Here is a 15,124-nt window from a genome sequence, read left to right on the forward strand (position 1 = left end):
AATGGATCCCTTCAGGGCCAGTCAGGCCATTGGTCAAAACTCGATTAAAAATGTAACGCTGGCTGTTGGTCGTCAGCCGATTTGTACGGGTAACACTGTCCTTTCACATGCTGCTCTGCGGCAGCTGCTTCACAAACCGCCTCGGTGTTATAAACGCCGAGCATGATGTCTGAGCATTCCCCGGTGAGGGCGCAGACGGTAACGATTAAGGCGAAGAGCGAGGTCATGCGTTGAGCTCTGGATTACCTTTCTGCGCCATGAAGTAGCAGAACTTGCGGATCAAGATTTCAAAGATGTTGAGGCGAATAGCCTGCTGTCTTACGGGATTACGTGCGTAGTCGATCATGGTTATCTCCTTGTTGCCCTTTGCGTCTGGCCGACGGAACGGTAAAGCCTGCTGCGCGTTAGTTTTTGTCATCTCATCCGGTGTTTCATATGCCGCCGGCAGCTACTACGTGGGCGTCCTGCCTGGATGACTTACTTGCTGCTTGGTGTGGATATAGTAAAACCCATTCGGTGTTTTATTGTCAACACGCGGTGTGTTTGTTTGAGGCGAAAAAATGCGAATTCCGAATTATGGGCAATAAAAAAACCAGCGCTACGGCTGGTTTGGTGATTAAGAGGGGGAGAGAAAAAAATTAGTTATCGGATGTTTTAAAACGTCCGCGGAGATACTTCTGTACGTAATCATCAATTTCTTTGAGCCGTACCTCGAACAAATCAATCATTCGATCCTGCTCACTTTCTGGCAGCTGATCAAAGAGCTCGATAAGATGGCGATGGCGTGCTGTTATCCATGACTCTGTCGAATCAGCACCGAAAACCAGGTCTGCTGGCGCTACCTTTAGAGCCTTAGCGAGGGTAATTGCGTCGTCAATACCGATTGTTCTGCTGCCTGATTCGTAATTTCCAACACGTGACTGCGCCCACCCGCACAACTCCGCAAGCGCCTTCTGCGAAATACCTTTTTGCTCTCTGGCCCGTTTTAACCGGGCGGCAATCTGATCATTCATGTTCATAAAGATGTTTTACCACGTTGCGTGTTATCACTCAAAAAACAAACGGTGTTGACAATCAAACACGCAGCGTGTTTAATTCTCTCATCGTATTCATAACGAGGTAGCAATGAACAACATCGCAAAGACGAGGCAATCCCTCGGGCTCACTCAAGATCAACTGGCTTCAATGTTCGGTTGGCGCCAGTCGCGTATTTCGAATTACGAAAATGGAACGAGAAAGCCAACTCTCAACGATTGCAGGCTCATTGTTGAGAAATTCAATCAACTGGGCGCCGAATGCACACTTGATAGTGTTTTCCCGCCAAAAAGTGATGAACAAGGTGACGAGCATGCAAACAGTAACGTTTGAACATCTTAGCCGACAAAAAACCGCTTCGCTGAAATCGAAAAATCATTATGAACCGCGTCGCAGAGATAACTTACGGCGCCAGGCGATCCTGACAGCCGTTCGTGAATGGGAGCTTACTCTGCCCGGACAGGCGCAGGACGTTGTTACGCAGCTGGTGGCCGAGCAGTGGGCAAAAGAGGGCGGACGTGGGATCACTGTGAACAAACAGAACCTTTACCGCTACCTGAAAAACGAAACCAATTCCAGCAAGTACACGGCTTATGTCATGCAACTCGCGAACGCGATCAGCGTGGCAATGCCGATTGAGATCGCCAGAAAACATGGTCTCCGCCAGGGTAAAACCGACATCGAGCTGGTGGCCGAAGCAATAAGAGAGACCGGGGAGCACCACCAATCGAAGTTGCTGGGCCTGCCGAGCAAGAAGCAAGCGAAGGAGGGTTTTGAAAATCTTCTTGCCAACGCAGCCCTGCTACCGGGAGAACTGGCTGGTGTGGTGATCGCTCACCTGCAGGCGCTGGCTCCACTATTCACGTAATCGAGTTTTGACCAATGACCATACGACCCGGCACTCCGGGCAACAGGAGTAAACATGGCAGCGCTGCCCTATATGCAACTCTACATTGCTGATTACCTGGCGGACACCATGCATCTGTCTACGGAAGAGCACGGCGCTTACCTGCTGCTGATGTTCAATTACTGGCAGACAGGAAGACCGATCCCTAAAAACAGGCTGGCGAAAATAGCACGGCTGAGCAACGACCGTTGGAACGCCGTTGAGCCTTCGTTAAAAGAGTTTTTTAACGACAACGGTAGCGAGTGGTCGCAAGAGCGAATTGAGAGGGATCTGGAGGCAGTGAAAACTTCACTCAGTCAGAAGTCCGCAGCAGGAAAAGCATCAGCGCAGGCGAGAAAGGCCAAAAAAGAGACTAAAGACCAACGAAATGACAACGGGTGTTCAACGGGCGTTGAAGTTCCGTTGCAACAGGAGGCCAACGGAAACTCAACTAATAAAGATACAGATACAGATACAGATACAGATCTAAAAGAAAACCCAGAGAGAGAGGAGCGCGAGCAAAACGAATATTTCCCACCGTTCGGGAAATTCCCGATCACCAACGACTGGATCCCCGGAACTGATTTCGTGGGGCAGGCTGCGCTCTGGGGCATCAACCTTGGTGAACGTCCTGGTTATACCGCGGTTGAGCTGCAGCAGTTCCGTGATTACTGGCAATGCGAGGGGAAGGTAAAACACCACATCCAGTGGGAGCAGACCTTTGCGTCCAGTCTGCAAACATCTCGTGCTAAATCGGTCGCTCAGGCGAAAGGCCAGCGCCGCCAGCCAGCCCTGACAGTATCGACACCTGACAATGCAATACCACCAGGATTTAGAGGGTAAAGATGAAAACGACGAATGACGTTCTGGGCCGCCTTCAGCGACTGATCCCTGAAGGCATTCAGCCGAAGTTCACCAATGCCACGGAGTTAATGGCCTGGCAACTGGAGGAGGGACGAAAGCGAGCAGCGGAGCTGGAAAAAGAAAATCAGCGCGCTCGCTCGGAGAAGATTTTTGGCCGTTCTGGTATTTGCGATCTGCACCGCAATTGCACCTTCGCAAATTACCAGGTGAGCAACGAGGGGCAAAAAAAAGCGCTGACGCTGGCAAAGAGTTATGCCCAGAACTTCGGCAGTGGGTTTGCCAGCTTTGTTTTCAGTGGCGGTTGCGGTACCGGGAAGAATCATCTGGCGGCGGCAATAGGCAATTTCCTGCTACAGCGTGATCACTCCGTTCTGGTGGTGACCGTTCCGGACCTGATGCTGCGTGCGAGGAAATGCTACGACGAAGGCCAGTCAGAATCTGCATTGCTGGACGACCTTTGCAAAGTGAGTCTGCTGGTGCTGGATGAGGTCGGGGTACAGCGCGAGACACGTAACGAATGGGTTTTGCTTAATCAGATTATCGATCGCCGCCTGGCGGCAATGAAACCAGTGGGGATACTGACGAACCTGAATTTTGACGAGTTATCGAAAACCCTGGGTGAGCGGGTAATGGACCGCCTGACCATGGATAACGGGATCTGGGTGAATTTCGCCTGGGGGAGTTACCGCAAAAACGTGAGCCATTTGCGGCTTGTGAAATAACTAAACGAGTTTTGACCAATGACCAAACCATTAACGATGAAAGACCAGGTGGCGATCTTTGTTCGCTACCAGCCGAACTGCGACATCAAGGACGTTGCAGAAGCCCTGGACATGGCAAGCACCACCGCCGGAAAGCACCTGCGTGCGCTGACGGATGAGGGCGTGCTTATCCGCAACCACAACGGATCGCAATACAGCTACACCGTGGCGCCAGGCGCAGATATTCCTGACGAGGTGCTGCCGTGCATGGAGCAGAAGAGCGATCCGGTAAAAATTCTCGCTGCAGAAACGAAGGCCAAAGAGCTGGAGGGCAAAGGGCTCTGGCGCCGGGCTGCAACGGTCTACACCGACATGATGGCGATCGCCTGCAGTTCGCTCGAGGTGGCCCGCTTCGCGCAGTGTCGTGAAAAGTGTCTGCGTCAGGCCCGGAGATAACGCCATGCCAAGACCAAAAACGCCTAAGGAACGCTCCCTGTTCATCGCCTGGATTATCGAGTTGGTGAAAACGCATGGCCGCGCAACGACCAAAGAAGTCGCCGCCATTTTCGGCCTGCATCGCACCACCGCAGAGAAATACATTCGGGCTGCCATAGAGCAGGGCCAACTTATCCGCCACGGTCGCAGCGGCGTCTTCCGCGACCAGCGCGCAGTTATCGATTTTGACATGGAACGTTATACGCACCGAGGAGCATCACATGAGTGATTCACTGAACAACAAAGAGCTCGTGGCCGTGGGCCATCAGTTTGCAAAGGCGATGAGCACCGACACGCCGATCATCGATATGGCGAAGATTGTTTCGCGCCTGGCCGAACGTCTGGACTGCACTACTGCGGCGCTGCGCGAGATGACGAAGCAGCGGGATGCGCTGGCGGCCATGCAGCAGCAAGTTATCAGGAAAGCGCTGGATGACTGCTGTGAGTATCTCGACAGGGACTGCATCATGGAGTCGAACGGTATTAGCTACGAAGATGCTGCTCAGCGAGAAGTGGGTGCAATTGCTCTTTATAATGCGTTACTTCGCAGGGAGCAGTTCAATTACCATCAACAAATGATTCCGCGCTGTCAGCGGTGATATCGGCACCGGCCACCTGAAATAGAAACCGAGAACGCATACGGCGAAAAAGAAAAGCGCTGGTTAGCTGAGCGAGTGCTAGTGCTGCAGGATGAACAGGATGTCGCGGCGAAGCGTATCTCCAACTTTGAAGATGAGCACCGCACTGATGCTGTTTTAATCGACTTCGGCTACGGCTAGGGTCGTACCTGTCAACTGGTGTCGTTCGGCAAAGCATTGGCTGACCCGCGGAGGTTGAATAATAGAGATGAGATGTTCAACAGCGCCAAGACCTGGCTGAAACTGGGCGGCGTGCTGGATGATCATGAAACGGCTGATTAACAGTTGGCGGCAGAGTACAGAGTCAGGGTGGACGGGAAGATAGTCATCGAGCCGAATTAAGATATCAAAGACCGGTTAGGCTGTTCGCTAGGCAAAGGTGACGCGCTTCTGTTGACCTTCGCTTTCCTGGTGTCGAAGCGGGTCTGCATACCAAGCAGGCAGAGGGGTATGCAGACCCAGTACGATCCATATGCTTAATCTTTATCTTTATCTTTCTGGGCAGAGAACCCCGACCAAGTCTTAAAATCATTGCTAGGGATAGCCCCTTTTTCTGTTAGGCCAGATAAGCCGATTAATCCATTTTGATTTATAATACCGCTTACAGTCTGGCCATTTCTCAAGTACAGGGAATTCAATGTGGTGTTGGCTGGGTTATTAATCTTGTAGTCATCGTATTCATTTTTAAGGGTTTTATGCGACTTGTTAAGTCTCGCGAACGCCTCTGTAAGTTCTTTTAGTGAGCTATTTAGAGTGGATATTTCACTTCTGGCTCCTGTCAGTTCTTCATCTTTAGATTTTAGCTCGGCGGTTAATTCGCCCATGCTATCCTTTGACTTAATGATCTCTTCCTTCATCGCCTGAATATCCTTTTCAGCGCCAGTCTTCACCTTATCGTAAGTCACATCATGTTTAGCTTGAAGGCGTTGCAATCGCGTGGCGCGAACAATGCGTTTAGCCTTACGATGGTTTTCAATTGAGTCGTTATTGTCGAGTGGCTTGGACTGCCATGCAGAAATCAAGTTGTTAATCCAAGGCAGCCCCCCGCACAGAAGCACTACAGAAATACACGGATACAGAGCCACTGTTTTCCAGCTGCTGTTATCGGAGATATAGGTGATTTTGTCGATGATGCCGGAGTCGCTGAGGAAGAGGTACAAAATTGATTTCCAATTAAATGCGCACCACGAGAGCGAAAACGCGCCAAATACCGGATTGCTAACCCTTTGCGCTGCGGTATTGATGGTAGAAGAAAAATATTCTTTAAGTGATTCAAGCATGGCCAGGTCCTTTTGGGTTTTTTCTTATTCTACCTTTAAGGTTATTCGTGGTCATCAGCAATGATCGTGCTCGCTAAAGCATTTCGGGTTAACCGCTTCGGGGATAAAAAAGCCCAACGAAGTGGAAGAACTAGAATAAACGGGAGCCTGCCTTGAAGAATACAAGGTTGTGCGTTACGCCTAGGATAAGCAGCTTTTCCGCTGCCGCAAAGCTGTGCCGCCGCCGTTCGCCGAAGCGCTGGTGCGCGCAAATCTGCAGGAGATGTGCGAAGTGAAGGAGTAAGCAGCCTGAATCACCCTCTGGCTGCAGCTTAACCGCGGCATTTTCAAACATGATCGATATTACCGATCAATACCAGAATATTGATCTATTAAATCGATTATTAAATAGACACAGACAGCAACAAATTACCAACGGGACACCCCTTACCACAGACGAAATATCCACTGTCGATACCGACAACTTTGTCGCTTCTCTGACGCCGGTCTTTCTGCACAGATATTAACGGTCGACAATTCTGACGTGACCTCGTGTTAAATATAACGATCAATTTTTACACACAATTAGCAATAAAATTCATTCAAATCAATAATATGAATGGACTTGCACAGACATGTAATTCATGTGCATACCTAAGCTAAACGAATAAATACTGTTTATGCATACAGTATTTTGTTGTATGGTTTAGATGCTACAGGAAAAAATGAATTTTTCTTCCGGCGAACCTATTAGGAAATTTGCGCCGTTTGTTAACTTGGCTCTGTGAACAGGATTTCTCCCCGCCGGGAGAGGGTATTTGTGGATAGCAAAGAAAGGGGGTTTTGTGAGTGATAGTGAGGCACAGCAAAAGGGTTGGTACGATTTGGTGCGTCGTGACGATGGACTGGTTATGGCGTCATATCAATTTGGTCCTGAGGACCATGTACTATTTTACCGATACGGCGATAAATTTAGTTGCAGGCCGATGGCTCCTGATGAGCTGATCGGCGATTTATCGATGTTCACCCAGATGCTCGTCAAGGCGGGTTACCGCCCCTCATCCCTTTCTGATATAGTCACCTCGTCAGCCTGAACAACTGACAACCTGCTGCGCCACTGGAGAGATACCATGGCGCAAAAACCTTCCAAACAAGTACTTAAACTGGTTCCTTCCGGAATCAGCGATTTCTTTTTGCCCGCGCTCGAACAGGTGATGGCATGAAGAAAACCAGCTTCATTCACACGCAGCTCACCGAGAAAGAAGTAGGCGAACTCGAGGCCCGCTATCGCGTCAACGACGTGCGCACTGTGCGAAGCCTCGATTTCGATCTCATCCACTGGACGCTCACCGCCTATCTGCCTGAGGCAAACAGAGCCCCACGGCAGGATAAAACCTTCCAGCAAAAGCTCTGGAGGGAATCGTGAAGACCTACAACATCACCCCGATGGGCAAACCCAGGATGACGCGCGCTGATAAGTGGAAAAAGCGGCCGGAGGTTCTCCGGTACCGCGCGTTCTGCGATCACGTTCGGCTGCTGGGCGTCGAACTGCCGGAAGCAGGCGCGCACATTACGTTTATCCTCCCTATGCCGCCGAGCTGGAGCAAGAAGAAGCGGCAGGAAATGGCGGGGAAGCCCCACCAGCAGAAACCCGACAAAGACAACCTGGAAAAAGCCCTGATGGATGCCATCTATGCCGATGACGCACACATCTGGGATTCTCGCGTGACGAAACGCTGGGGTGAAGTAGGGCAAATCATTATTGGGGAGATCGCCTGATGCGTGCCTTGCTGAAACCAGTTATCGCCAAGGAGCTGGGCGTTGTGCTGTTGAAGCCCGGCAGCGAGCTGATGCCCATGTTCATTTCAGGGCGCGTGCTGGTTGAGAGCCAGCCCGCCAGCATGGCCAGTTTTGAGACCGGAAGGGTTCCTGATTTGCGCCAGCCGCTGGCGATGAACCCGGCGCTGCGCCCGTTCTTCCTCCACGAAAAGGTGATCACCGCTGCTGGTGGGCTTGCTGGCCTGGAATACTGGCTGTTGCGCCACGGCGGCGGTGCCTGCCAGTACCAGCTCAGCGATTACCACTATCACGAACTGACCACCATGCGGCACGAGCCCGGCGCGATTCTTCTTTGCGGCCACTGCGACAACCGGCTGCGCGAGCAGTACACCGAACGGCTGGCGGAGCTCGCGCGTCAGAACGTCATCGACTGGGTGCTGGACATTGCCCGGGTTACGCTCGCGCTCGACAAAACCCGTGAACTATCTCTGGCTGAATTGTGCTGGTGGGCTGTACGTGTCGGCGTTACTGATGCATTGCCAGAATCGGTTGCCCGCGAAGCGTTACGCCTGCCAGTAGCGAAAGTGACCTACCGCGAGAGCGAGATAGTGCCGTCGGTACCGGCCACCAGCATCATCGCCGACAAGGCTCGCACGCTTCCATCAGGACCTGCAGCCACACCACCAGCCATTAAGCCAATCGTAGGCGTTCTGGTGGATCCCGAATCCCCACAGACCTTCATGAAGCGGCCAAAGCGTACCCGCTGGGAGAACGCAAACTATCTGGCTTGGGTTAAAACGCAGCCGTGCGAGTGCTGCAGCAGGCCTTCAGATGATCTGCATCACCTCATTGGCTGGGGCCAGGGAGGGATGGCAACAAAGGCACATGACATATTCGCGATCCCCCTGTGCCGCCAGCACCACACCGAACTACATAACGACCCGGTGAAATTCGAGCGTAAGCACGGAAGTCAGCCGGCAATGATAATCAGAGTGCTGGACCGGGCCTACGCGCTCGGCGTTCTGGCTTAAGGAGCAGTACAGGATGACACCACGTCAACGCAGCATTCATATCGAAGGTCTGGGTAAAGCAGCATCTGCACCGCGCAAAAGCTGGCTCGGCAAGTTCACGCCATTAACGGGCGTTCAGTCAGCGTGGATTAAATCCTTGCTGACGATCTGGGGAGAATGCGTCGGAGGGAAAACCCGCGCGCAATACCGGCTGGAGAACTGCAGCCAGTTCTGGTCTGAGGTAAAGCAATCAGAGTGGTCAGACACTCAGCTGTCACGCATTACTGAGGCGCTGGGGCAGGCAAGGGAGGAGGGATTCTGTGGCGTACAGGCGGCGTTGCGTGCCCGGGCCATTTTGTGGCCGGTGACCCTGTCAGCGTTAATCGAAGAGAGCGAGCGTCGCGATGATGCTGACTTTATCGAGCAGATCATGTTGAACACTTTCGACCTGCACGACCCGGTGTATCTGGTTGGCCTGCAGTTCTATACCACCCGGAAGAAGATATCCGACATCACCCGGGAACTGCAGCACGTGGCTCCCTGGCTAACTGACGGCGAAGCGCGTAAACGCGTGCGCTGGTGCCTAGAAATCTTCCAGGCGAAAGTGTTTCTGGCCGTGCGCCGGCAGATGAAAACCGAGCAAAACTGAGAGGCCTGTTAAAAAAAGATTTTAATTTTTGTTGAAAACGGGCCAGAAAGATGAATAATTCATTCATGCTTGGCAGAGCTGCGCCACGATGGCAGCGAAGAAAAGCCCTTATCAAATAAATTCTGTAACCTCGCTCCGGCGGGGTTTTTTATTATTAATAAATAGTAAATTAAATGTGTCTTTTAAGGTGCAAGCCACGTAGAGTGCCCCGGTGGTGAATCCCCCTCAGCGGTGGGGCGGCTAGACAAAACGAGTCGGGTTTGTAAACGCGGTTCTGTGGTCTAGCACAGGGTCACCGGGAGGCACCCGGCACCACAACCTCAGTATCATCTATTTCCAAGGCTGTCGATTGGCGGCCTTTTTGTTTTACATGATTCCGGTCTTCATAGTACCGCCGGCCTTTTTCGTTCATACCGAATAATAAACAGATAAAGTTAGCTTTATTGCAGGAAAGCGATTAGGCTGCGCCTGTAGTGAATCCCCCTAAGCGGTGGGGCGACTAGACTGGGAGGTGAATGACGCGATTCTGTGGTCTAGCATAGAGTCACCGGGAGGCACCCGGCACTACAGTTCTATTACCACAGTTTTTAAGGCTGCCGATTGGCGGCCTTTTTGTTTTACCTGACCCTAACCTGCACAGCACTGCTGGTCTTTTTGTTCATACTGAATATATAAACAGATAAAAATAGCTTTATGGCAGAAAGAAGACTAGGCTGTGCCTGTGATGAATCCCCCTATGCGGCGGGGCGACTAGACTGGTAGGTGTGTAGAACGCGGTTCTGTGGTCTGGCGCAGAGTCACCGGGAGGCACCCGGCATCACATCTTCAATATCATTTATTTCTAAGGCTGCCTTTTAGCGGCCTTTAACAGAGCGCCGACTTTATTAGCAATGCTATAGTTGAAGTGGCATTCGATAATGCTCTCGATACGATTACAACACTGGAGTGGGGAAGCGCCCACTTTGCAGAGACAACTGCATGACCCTGACCAGCTTCATTGCTGGTCTTTTTTATCCGCCATTAGCTCAACTGGAAAGAGCACGGAGCTTCTACCTCTGTGGTTCGGGGTTCGAGTCCTCGATGGCGGACCATTGCATCGCTTCATTCTTAATTAAGTATTTCTCACACCAGCCCGTAACCACAATGGCTACACTCTCCTCTCAGTGAGGGAGGGAAAGGCATGATAGAGGGTTTTTACTGGATACAGCACAATGGCAGAGTTCAGGTTGCCTACTATACCCATGGAGAAACGGAAGACCTTGAAACGGGTAAGACCGTAACCGGTATCTGGCACCTGACGCAGGGGGATCCCATTTGTGATAATGGTGAAGCAGAAGTTCTGGAAGGTCCTCTTACACCATCATGAGATCGTTAGTCGTTTCGGAATTTGATGAAGGTAGTCGTTATTCGAATGCGTTCCCTGTAATTACAATTTAGGCGAATTTGGAATAACGCTCCTATTAACTGGCATCATCGCACTCCTGTAACCAGACTTAGTTTTCTGCTTACGACTGAAAGGAGCGAAATATGCCAATTAACCATGCTGAATGCATCGAGGCCTGCTACAAATGCGCGGCTGCCTGTGATTATTGTGCTGCTTCATGTCTGAAAGAAGAACAAGTGGATATGATGCGTGAGTGCATAAGACTCGATATGCAGTGCGCGAATATTTGTCGGCTCGCAGCGCAATTTATGACCTTTGATAGTGAATTTGCCAAATCGCTATGCCGGGTCTGCGCAGAAGTCTGTCAGAAATGCGGTGAAGAATGTGGGAAGCACGAAGCAGAACATTGTCAGAAATGCTCTGAAGCTTGCCTTCGTTGCGCAGAAGCGTGCCGCTCGATGGCTTAATGGAACTTGCTTCCAGTTTTCTGTTTGAGCATCGACACTTTAGAATTCTGACAAACTTTTGCTATTGTTAAGAGTCAGGTGAATCCCCCTGTGCGGCGGGGCAATCCAGTTAACTGCTAAGTGCAGATATGCTTGCGGCTCGTATAACTGGTAACGAGTCACCGGGAGGCACCCGGCACCTGTCTTAGTATCAATACCTGGGTTTAGTATTGCCTGCTTGCAAAAGCAGGCTTTTTTTATATGCGCTTCGTTAGTAGTGCTATTATTTAATCGTAACCAAGCCATAACCATTAACCGGAGCTCCTGACCGGTCAGTAATGCTGCTCGACACAGTTGCAATACGGATGGTGGCTGGGGAACATGCCTACCTACTTAGATTTAAACTCAGTTAGGCCCGCTGAAAATGCGGGCCTTTTTTTATCTCAGGCTCCCGGAACCCCCATCACTCGTCTTGTCGTTAATTCATCCGGAAAGCCTGAACCCTACCCAAACAACACCCGCATCCCAGCGAGGTGAGAGAAATGTCCCGTATGAGCAAACTTGTCACCGGAGTCGCCCTCGGCACCTCAGGAGGAACCATCCTGAACGGCGTCCTCACAAAACTGAGCCCTGACGAATGGAGCGCCATCGGCGTACTGGCTGGTATTGCCGGAATAATCGTTACAGGGCTCATTAACTGGTACTTCAAACGTAAGGTCGCCAATGCGCAGGTTAAGGCGCTTGAGAAGTATGGCCCAACAGTCAAAGTCGGAGATGAATAAATGCCAATGACCAGTAGCCTGCGTAACAAACTCATCGCCGCTGCTGGTGGCGGTGCAATGCTGATCGCCTCGCTGTTTCTCGGCGGGAAGGATGGTGTGGAAGGACGGAAGTACGAAGCGTATAAAGACGTCGCCGGGGTGTGGACTGTGTGCGACGGCCATACGGGCCGGGATATCGTGAGAGGGAAGAAATACACCGATCGCGATTGCGACAACCTCTTGTGGAAAGACCTACAGCCAGCAAAGCGGACGGTGGACAATCTGGTGAAGGTGTCGCTGGGCGAATATCAGCGCGCTGCACTTTACAGCTTTGTCTTCAACGTTGGGTCTGATGCGTTCTCGAAGTCCACGCTGCTGCGCAAGCTGAACAAAGGCGATCACGACGGAGCGTGCGAAGAGATGCGGCGCTGGGTTTACGCTGGTGGCATGAAGTGGAAAGGCCTCCAGAACCGGCGAGAGATGGAGCGATCGATGTGCCTGGCGGAGAGCAGCAATGACCTTTGAATGGAAGCCTCTGATTCTGTTTGCCGTGATGACGGTAGCCGGTGCCCTCGCGTTCTGGTTCTATGGCATAGCTCAAGACGAGCGTCAGCGCGCCGAGACTGCCGAACAAAGCCTGAAGCTTGCGAAAGACATGATAATCAATATGCAGCAGCGTCAGCGCGACGTTGCAGCTCTGGATGCGAAATACACAAAGGAATTAGCCGATGCAAAAGCTGAAAATGATGCTCTGCAGCGCAAGCTTGATAATGGTGGCCGGGTGCTCGTCAAAGGCAAGTGTCCTGTGTCAGCCTCAACCGAAGCCAGCACCTCCGGCGTGGGCCATGATGCCACCATCGAACTCTCTGACGCTGCTGGACGAAACGTTCTCGGTATCCGAGCCGGGATTAAGCAAGACCAGTCAGCGTTAAGGGTGCTGCAGGAATACATCAATACGCAGTGCCTGAAGTAGCTGCTAGAAACTATACCCCATGTGAAGCTAACAAAAGAAAACCCTTATGAGCAGGAAATTCGGCCTGCTTATAAGGGTATGCAAATGCATATCGTTACCCTATTACCATAGTTACTTCACTGAAATATCATTATGGGAACAGTCTTTGAAGCGAAGCTGCTTTATTCACTGACAAGTAAGTGGTTGCACTCATCAATTCAATTGGGAATGTTCGTTTAAATGAAGGAAGGATAAAACGTTGACGGGTTGCGATTGTGAGACGGGATGTGATTCTAAAAACAAAAAAAAGCCCCGGTGTGGGGCAACTTTGAGTCAAACTATTTTTCTTCTTATGTGCTTCTAGCTTTCGTAGCGCGGGGACAATAACACTTTCGTTAGAAATTGCAATTCTTTTACAACTTTAAGTGATTTTTATCCATTCCTCTGGCTTACGCCTTGCTTTGAAAGTATCCCCCGGCAGTGGATGATAGCATTGATTTATCCACCTGAAGGTAACCGCGTGAAGCACTAACGCGCCAGATCGAAGCAGCTGAATGGCGGCAAATGCAAGCAATGGCCTTCTCCTGAATCTCTGATTACAGAACCGGCTGTATATCTGGTAAGGATTGATGAGATAAAATTATAGAGCGCGCCAATCCCGAACTGGCTATGGGTGACTACAGAACGATGAAATCTCCAGACATGAGCGCGACCAAAGCATGAGTATGGTTGCCATTACAGAGTACAGTTGATGATGAAAACGATAAAGACTTCACCTGATCTTCATGCATGATTCCAGTTTATCATGCTACCTTTCTGGGTTTGTCGCGTTAAATTATGCCAGCAGGCAGCACATCCCAGCACTTTTTCTTTTTAATGGATGCTTAACTTTTTTTTATGTATAGACTCAAATCACCTCTCCTGAGATGGTTATGAGGAAGGTGTATTGCTTGTATATGAAAGATAGTTCGCTTGGTGGCACCAAAGTAATATGGTCTGGAAGATAAGCAGTGCTAATAAAGGTCATGCAGTAACATGGTTTTTTTCTAAGTGTCAGCGTTTTTTTGAAGACAAAGCGAAAATTGCCTTAAAACAGACGCACGGGGATTGAGGCAAATCGATGAAAAAGGTTTTGGTCTTCTTTAACTCCCAACAGGTAGAAGTCGTAAATGTGCTTAAACCTGTAACAGCTATTATACGGAATTACCCAAACGGTGATGAAGTATCGTTAAAAATAATGCTTACCGGAATACATTCATTAACAGGTGATCACGTCGAGATTTGTGTTGCTTCCGATCGGGAGCTGACTAAAGAAGAAGTGATAAATGCAGTGAATAAATACCTTTGACTGTACGTAAGCGGTATCAAAAGTTATTTTCAGTCTGTGAATGAGTGAAATGATATCAGAAACAATACTCTAAAAATATGGTGAATCCCCCTCAGCGGCGGGGCTAAGTAACCTGAACGCTCTTCACTGGCGCTCATCATGAAAGACTGAAGCAGCGAGTCACGGGTGGTTAACCCAGGACTCACCGGGAGGCACCCGGCACCATATGCCCAAAGCCCTTGTAGTGATACAGGGGCTTTTTATCGACTTCAACGTGAGCAGTACTAACATGGTGAGGTCGCTATATAAATGATTATGCAAGCAATTTCCTTGTGCATGCAGCGTCTGCAATATTGATGGTCTATAATTTATATACAGTTATGGTTAAGGATTGTTAATCAAAAACTGTCACCTTGCTGGAGAATGGAAACTGTAAATGAATCAGAAGAGGTAAAAATGAAAATTGAAGCTCTGACGCAAAAGGCTGAGGAAGACATTGCCGCTCTGATAGCCAAAAAAATTTCAGAACTACGAAAAAAAACCGGAAAAGAAATTTCTGAAATTCAATTTGTTCCTCGCGAAACGATGACAGGCCTTGAAGGTTATGACGTAAAAATTAAACTAATTTAATCTCACCCTCCAAACACAAGGTCGCAACAGCGGCCTTTTTTATTGCGCATCGCATGCGCATTAATGCAATTGACATCCATTATCGTTTGCGGGTCCTTTCTGGCATATCGGCCTGTTACGGGGCGGCGACCTCGCAGATTCTCGCTATTTATGAAAATTTTCAGGTATTTGCCGTTTCCGTTCTTCTTCTGGCTATCTCGCTGTTTTTACTGAAAACACCCCTTCAAAAGAAAGGAAATGGTGAAGCCCAGGAAATGGTGATTTGGCGTCTGTCGTTTCCTTTCTCTGTTTTATGCAAGGAGTGAGCA

General features: G+C 50.1%; 24 protein-coding genes, 1 tRNA gene and 1 pseudogene. 22 read left to right on the plus strand and 4 right to left on the minus strand.

The annotated features are described in order from the left end of the window. Nucleotides 1–44: 44 nt before the first annotated feature. From GNG26_RS08580 to GNG26_RS08585, 3 genes are all read right to left on the minus strand, one after another. Nucleotides 45–227: a DUF1482 family protein gene (locus GNG26_RS08580; RefSeq protein WP_156238415.1), complete on the minus strand. Its 183-nt coding sequence runs from the start codon at nucleotides 225–227 to the stop codon at nucleotides 45–47. Continuing rightward, the gene (locus GNG26_RS22745; RefSeq protein WP_255473432.1) at nucleotides 224–346 is read right to left on the minus strand and encodes a hypothetical protein; all 123 of its coding nucleotides are present in this window, start codon (nucleotides 344–346) and stop codon (nucleotides 224–226) included. The genes GNG26_RS08580 and GNG26_RS22745 overlap by 4 nt, the downstream gene beginning before the upstream one ends. A 292-nt stretch (nucleotides 347–638) precedes the next feature. After that, entirely contained in the window at nucleotides 639–1,019 is a 381-nt protein-coding gene (locus GNG26_RS08585; protein ID WP_156238416.1) for a helix-turn-helix domain-containing protein, read from the minus strand. Between the two features lie 106 nt (nucleotides 1,020–1,125). On the opposite strand from GNG26_RS08585, the gene GNG26_RS08590 reads away from it, so the two are divergent. The 8 genes and pseudogenes from GNG26_RS08590 to GNG26_RS08625 all read left to right on the plus strand — a co-directional run. Then, entirely contained in the window at nucleotides 1,126–1,368 is a 243-nt protein-coding gene (locus tag GNG26_RS08590; RefSeq protein WP_114315313.1) for a helix-turn-helix transcriptional regulator, read from the plus strand. Then, entirely contained in the window at nucleotides 1,349–1,903 is a 555-nt protein-coding gene (locus GNG26_RS08595; RefSeq protein ID WP_156238417.1) for a toxin YdaT family protein, read from the plus strand. The genes GNG26_RS08590 and GNG26_RS08595 overlap by 20 nt, the downstream gene beginning before the upstream one ends. A gap of 54 nt (nucleotides 1,904–1,957) precedes the next feature. Further along, a complete protein-coding gene (locus GNG26_RS08600) occupies nucleotides 1,958–2,764 on the plus strand; it encodes a DUF1376 domain-containing protein (protein WP_156238418.1) in 807 nt (268 codons plus the stop codon). A gap of 2 nt (nucleotides 2,765–2,766) precedes the next feature. Then, complete coding sequence (locus tag GNG26_RS08605) at nucleotides 2,767–3,507, plus strand: ATP-binding protein (RefSeq protein WP_156238419.1); 741 nt, start codon at nucleotides 2,767–2,769, stop codon at nucleotides 3,505–3,507. 18 nt (nucleotides 3,508–3,525) lie between these two features. Further along, the gene (locus tag GNG26_RS08610) at nucleotides 3,526–3,942 is read left to right on the plus strand and encodes a PerC family transcriptional regulator (RefSeq protein WP_156238420.1); all 417 of its coding nucleotides are present in this window, start codon (nucleotides 3,526–3,528) and stop codon (nucleotides 3,940–3,942) included. Between the two features lie 4 nt (nucleotides 3,943–3,946). Continuing rightward, complete coding sequence (locus tag GNG26_RS08615) at nucleotides 3,947–4,210, plus strand: DUF977 family protein (RefSeq protein ID WP_156238421.1); 264 nt, start codon at nucleotides 3,947–3,949, stop codon at nucleotides 4,208–4,210. Further along, complete coding sequence (locus GNG26_RS08620; RefSeq protein WP_156238422.1) at nucleotides 4,203–4,580, plus strand: hypothetical protein; 378 nt, start codon at nucleotides 4,203–4,205, stop codon at nucleotides 4,578–4,580. The genes GNG26_RS08615 and GNG26_RS08620 overlap by 8 nt, the downstream gene beginning before the upstream one ends. A gap of 102 nt (nucleotides 4,581–4,682) precedes the next feature. Further along, nucleotides 4,683–5,099 (plus strand): annotated as a pseudogene (locus tag GNG26_RS08625) (terminase); the annotation flags it as partial. Here GNG26_RS08625 and GNG26_RS08630 read toward each other — a convergent pair. Next, nucleotides 5,096–5,899 carry a hypothetical protein gene (locus tag GNG26_RS08630; protein ID WP_156238423.1) on the minus strand — a complete coding sequence of 268 codons (804 nt, stop codon included), beginning with the start codon at nucleotides 5,897–5,899 and terminating at the stop codon, nucleotides 5,096–5,098. The pseudogene GNG26_RS08625 and the gene GNG26_RS08630 sit on opposite strands and share 4 nt — an antisense overlap. 824 nt (nucleotides 5,900–6,723) lie before the next feature. On the opposite strand from GNG26_RS08630, the gene GNG26_RS08635 reads away from it, so the two are divergent. The 14 genes from GNG26_RS08635 to GNG26_RS08695 all read left to right on the plus strand — a co-directional run bounded on the left by GNG26_RS08635 (nucleotide 6,724) and on the right by GNG26_RS08695 (nucleotide 15,121). Continuing rightward, on the plus strand, nucleotides 6,724–6,972 hold the full coding sequence (locus tag GNG26_RS08635) for a hypothetical protein (protein ID WP_156238424.1): 249 nt from the start codon (nucleotides 6,724–6,726) through the stop codon (nucleotides 6,970–6,972). Nucleotides 6,973–7,097: 125 nt separating this feature from the next. Then, nucleotides 7,098–7,304, plus strand: a complete 207-nt coding sequence (locus GNG26_RS08640; protein ID WP_156238425.1) for a hypothetical protein — start codon at nucleotides 7,098–7,100, stop codon at nucleotides 7,302–7,304. After that, nucleotides 7,301–7,657, plus strand: a complete 357-nt coding sequence (locus tag GNG26_RS08645; protein ID WP_197080139.1) for a RusA family crossover junction endodeoxyribonuclease — start codon at nucleotides 7,301–7,303, stop codon at nucleotides 7,655–7,657. The genes GNG26_RS08640 and GNG26_RS08645 overlap by 4 nt, the downstream gene beginning before the upstream one ends. Then, nucleotides 7,657–8,688: a DUF968 domain-containing protein gene (locus GNG26_RS08650; RefSeq protein WP_156238426.1), complete on the plus strand. Its 1,032-nt coding sequence runs from the start codon at nucleotides 7,657–7,659 to the stop codon at nucleotides 8,686–8,688. Before GNG26_RS08645 ends, GNG26_RS08650 begins: the two co-directional genes overlap by 1 nt. A 13-nt stretch (nucleotides 8,689–8,701) precedes the next feature. Next, the gene (locus GNG26_RS08655) at nucleotides 8,702–9,316 is read left to right on the plus strand and encodes a hypothetical protein (protein ID WP_156238427.1); all 615 of its coding nucleotides are present in this window, start codon (nucleotides 8,702–8,704) and stop codon (nucleotides 9,314–9,316) included. A 1,014-nt stretch (nucleotides 9,317–10,330) separates the two neighbouring features. Beyond that, nucleotides 10,331–10,407: transfer RNA gene (locus GNG26_RS08660), tRNA-Arg, on the plus strand. 89 nt (nucleotides 10,408–10,496) lie between these two features. Then, on the plus strand, nucleotides 10,497–10,682 hold the full coding sequence (locus tag GNG26_RS22635) for a hypothetical protein (protein WP_103792454.1): 186 nt from the start codon (nucleotides 10,497–10,499) through the stop codon (nucleotides 10,680–10,682). Between the two features lie 161 nt (nucleotides 10,683–10,843). Beyond that, on the plus strand, nucleotides 10,844–11,167 hold the full coding sequence (locus GNG26_RS08665) for a four-helix bundle copper-binding protein (RefSeq protein ID WP_103179202.1): 324 nt from the start codon (nucleotides 10,844–10,846) through the stop codon (nucleotides 11,165–11,167). Nucleotides 11,168–11,697: 530 nt separating this feature from the next. Continuing rightward, nucleotides 11,698–11,928, plus strand: a complete 231-nt coding sequence (locus tag GNG26_RS08670) for a class II holin family protein (RefSeq protein ID WP_168194490.1) — start codon at nucleotides 11,698–11,700, stop codon at nucleotides 11,926–11,928. A 6-nt stretch (nucleotides 11,929–11,934) separates the two neighbouring features. Further along, on the plus strand, nucleotides 11,935–12,432 hold the full coding sequence (locus tag GNG26_RS08675) for a lysozyme (protein WP_168194519.1): 498 nt from the start codon (nucleotides 11,935–11,937) through the stop codon (nucleotides 12,430–12,432). Further along, on the plus strand, nucleotides 12,422–12,880 hold the full coding sequence (locus GNG26_RS08680) for a lysis protein (RefSeq protein WP_114387375.1): 459 nt from the start codon (nucleotides 12,422–12,424) through the stop codon (nucleotides 12,878–12,880). Before GNG26_RS08675 ends, GNG26_RS08680 begins: the two co-directional genes overlap by 11 nt. A gap of 1,099 nt (nucleotides 12,881–13,979) precedes the next feature. Continuing rightward, nucleotides 13,980–14,207, plus strand: a complete 228-nt coding sequence (locus GNG26_RS08685; protein WP_103179207.1) for a hypothetical protein — start codon at nucleotides 13,980–13,982, stop codon at nucleotides 14,205–14,207. 435 nt (nucleotides 14,208–14,642) lie between these two features. After that, nucleotides 14,643–14,816, plus strand: coding sequence for a GnsA/GnsB family addiction module toxin (locus GNG26_RS08690; RefSeq protein WP_156238428.1), 174 nt, complete (start codon nucleotides 14,643–14,645; stop codon nucleotides 14,814–14,816). 53 nt (nucleotides 14,817–14,869) lie between these two features. After that, nucleotides 14,870–15,121 (plus strand): hypothetical protein, encoded by a 252-nt coding sequence (locus tag GNG26_RS08695; RefSeq protein WP_156238429.1) that lies wholly within the window; start codon nucleotides 14,870–14,872, stop codon nucleotides 15,119–15,121. The last annotated feature ends 3 nt before the right edge of the window (nucleotides 15,122–15,124 follow it).

Origin of the sequence: Leclercia sp. J807 (assembly GCF_009734465.1) — a bacterium.
GTDB lineage: Bacteria > Pseudomonadota > Gammaproteobacteria > Enterobacterales > Enterobacteriaceae > Enterobacter.

Bases quoted from the DNA above. Each gene is read 5' to 3' on its own strand.
- GNG26_RS08580 (WP_156238415.1), bottom strand. From the start codon at position 227: ATGACCTCGCTCTTCGCCTTAATCGTTACCGTCTGCGCCCTCACCGGG.
- GNG26_RS22745 (WP_255473432.1), bottom strand. From the start codon at position 346: ATGATCGACTACGCACGTAATCCCGTAAGACAGCAGGCTATTCGCCTC.
- GNG26_RS08585 (WP_156238416.1), bottom strand. From the start codon at position 1,019: ATGAACATGAATGATCAGATTGCCGCCCGGTTAAAACGGGCCAGAGAG.
- GNG26_RS08590 (WP_114315313.1), top strand. From the start codon at position 1,126: ATGAACAACATCGCAAAGACGAGGCAATCCCTCGGGCTCACTCAAGAT.
- GNG26_RS08595 (WP_156238417.1), top strand. From the start codon at position 1,349: ATGCAAACAGTAACGTTTGAACATCTTAGCCGACAAAAAACCGCTTCG.
- GNG26_RS08600 (WP_156238418.1), top strand. From the start codon at position 1,958: ATGGCAGCGCTGCCCTATATGCAACTCTACATTGCTGATTACCTGGCG.
- GNG26_RS08605 (WP_156238419.1), top strand. From the start codon at position 2,767: ATGAAAACGACGAATGACGTTCTGGGCCGCCTTCAGCGACTGATCCCT.
- GNG26_RS08610 (WP_156238420.1), top strand. From the start codon at position 3,526: ATGACCAAACCATTAACGATGAAAGACCAGGTGGCGATCTTTGTTCGC.
- GNG26_RS08615 (WP_156238421.1), top strand. From the start codon at position 3,947: ATGCCAAGACCAAAAACGCCTAAGGAACGCTCCCTGTTCATCGCCTGG.
- GNG26_RS08620 (WP_156238422.1), top strand. From the start codon at position 4,203: ATGAGTGATTCACTGAACAACAAAGAGCTCGTGGCCGTGGGCCATCAG.
- GNG26_RS08630 (WP_156238423.1), bottom strand. From the start codon at position 5,899: ATGCTTGAATCACTTAAAGAATATTTTTCTTCTACCATCAATACCGCA.
- GNG26_RS08640 (WP_156238425.1), top strand. From the start codon at position 7,098: ATGAAGAAAACCAGCTTCATTCACACGCAGCTCACCGAGAAAGAAGTA.
- GNG26_RS08650 (WP_156238426.1), top strand. From the start codon at position 7,657: ATGCGTGCCTTGCTGAAACCAGTTATCGCCAAGGAGCTGGGCGTTGTG.
- GNG26_RS08655 (WP_156238427.1), top strand. From the start codon at position 8,702: ATGACACCACGTCAACGCAGCATTCATATCGAAGGTCTGGGTAAAGCA.
- GNG26_RS22635 (WP_103792454.1), top strand. From the start codon at position 10,497: ATGATAGAGGGTTTTTACTGGATACAGCACAATGGCAGAGTTCAGGTT.
- GNG26_RS08665 (WP_103179202.1), top strand. From the start codon at position 10,844: ATGCCAATTAACCATGCTGAATGCATCGAGGCCTGCTACAAATGCGCG.
- GNG26_RS08670 (WP_168194490.1), top strand. From the start codon at position 11,698: ATGAGCAAACTTGTCACCGGAGTCGCCCTCGGCACCTCAGGAGGAACC.
- GNG26_RS08675 (WP_168194519.1), top strand. From the start codon at position 11,935: ATGACCAGTAGCCTGCGTAACAAACTCATCGCCGCTGCTGGTGGCGGT.
- GNG26_RS08680 (WP_114387375.1), top strand. From the start codon at position 12,422: ATGACCTTTGAATGGAAGCCTCTGATTCTGTTTGCCGTGATGACGGTA.
- GNG26_RS08685 (WP_103179207.1), top strand. From the start codon at position 13,980: ATGAAAAAGGTTTTGGTCTTCTTTAACTCCCAACAGGTAGAAGTCGTA.
- GNG26_RS08690 (WP_156238428.1), top strand. From the start codon at position 14,643: ATGAAAATTGAAGCTCTGACGCAAAAGGCTGAGGAAGACATTGCCGCT.
- GNG26_RS08695 (WP_156238429.1), top strand. From the start codon at position 14,870: ATGCGCATTAATGCAATTGACATCCATTATCGTTTGCGGGTCCTTTCT.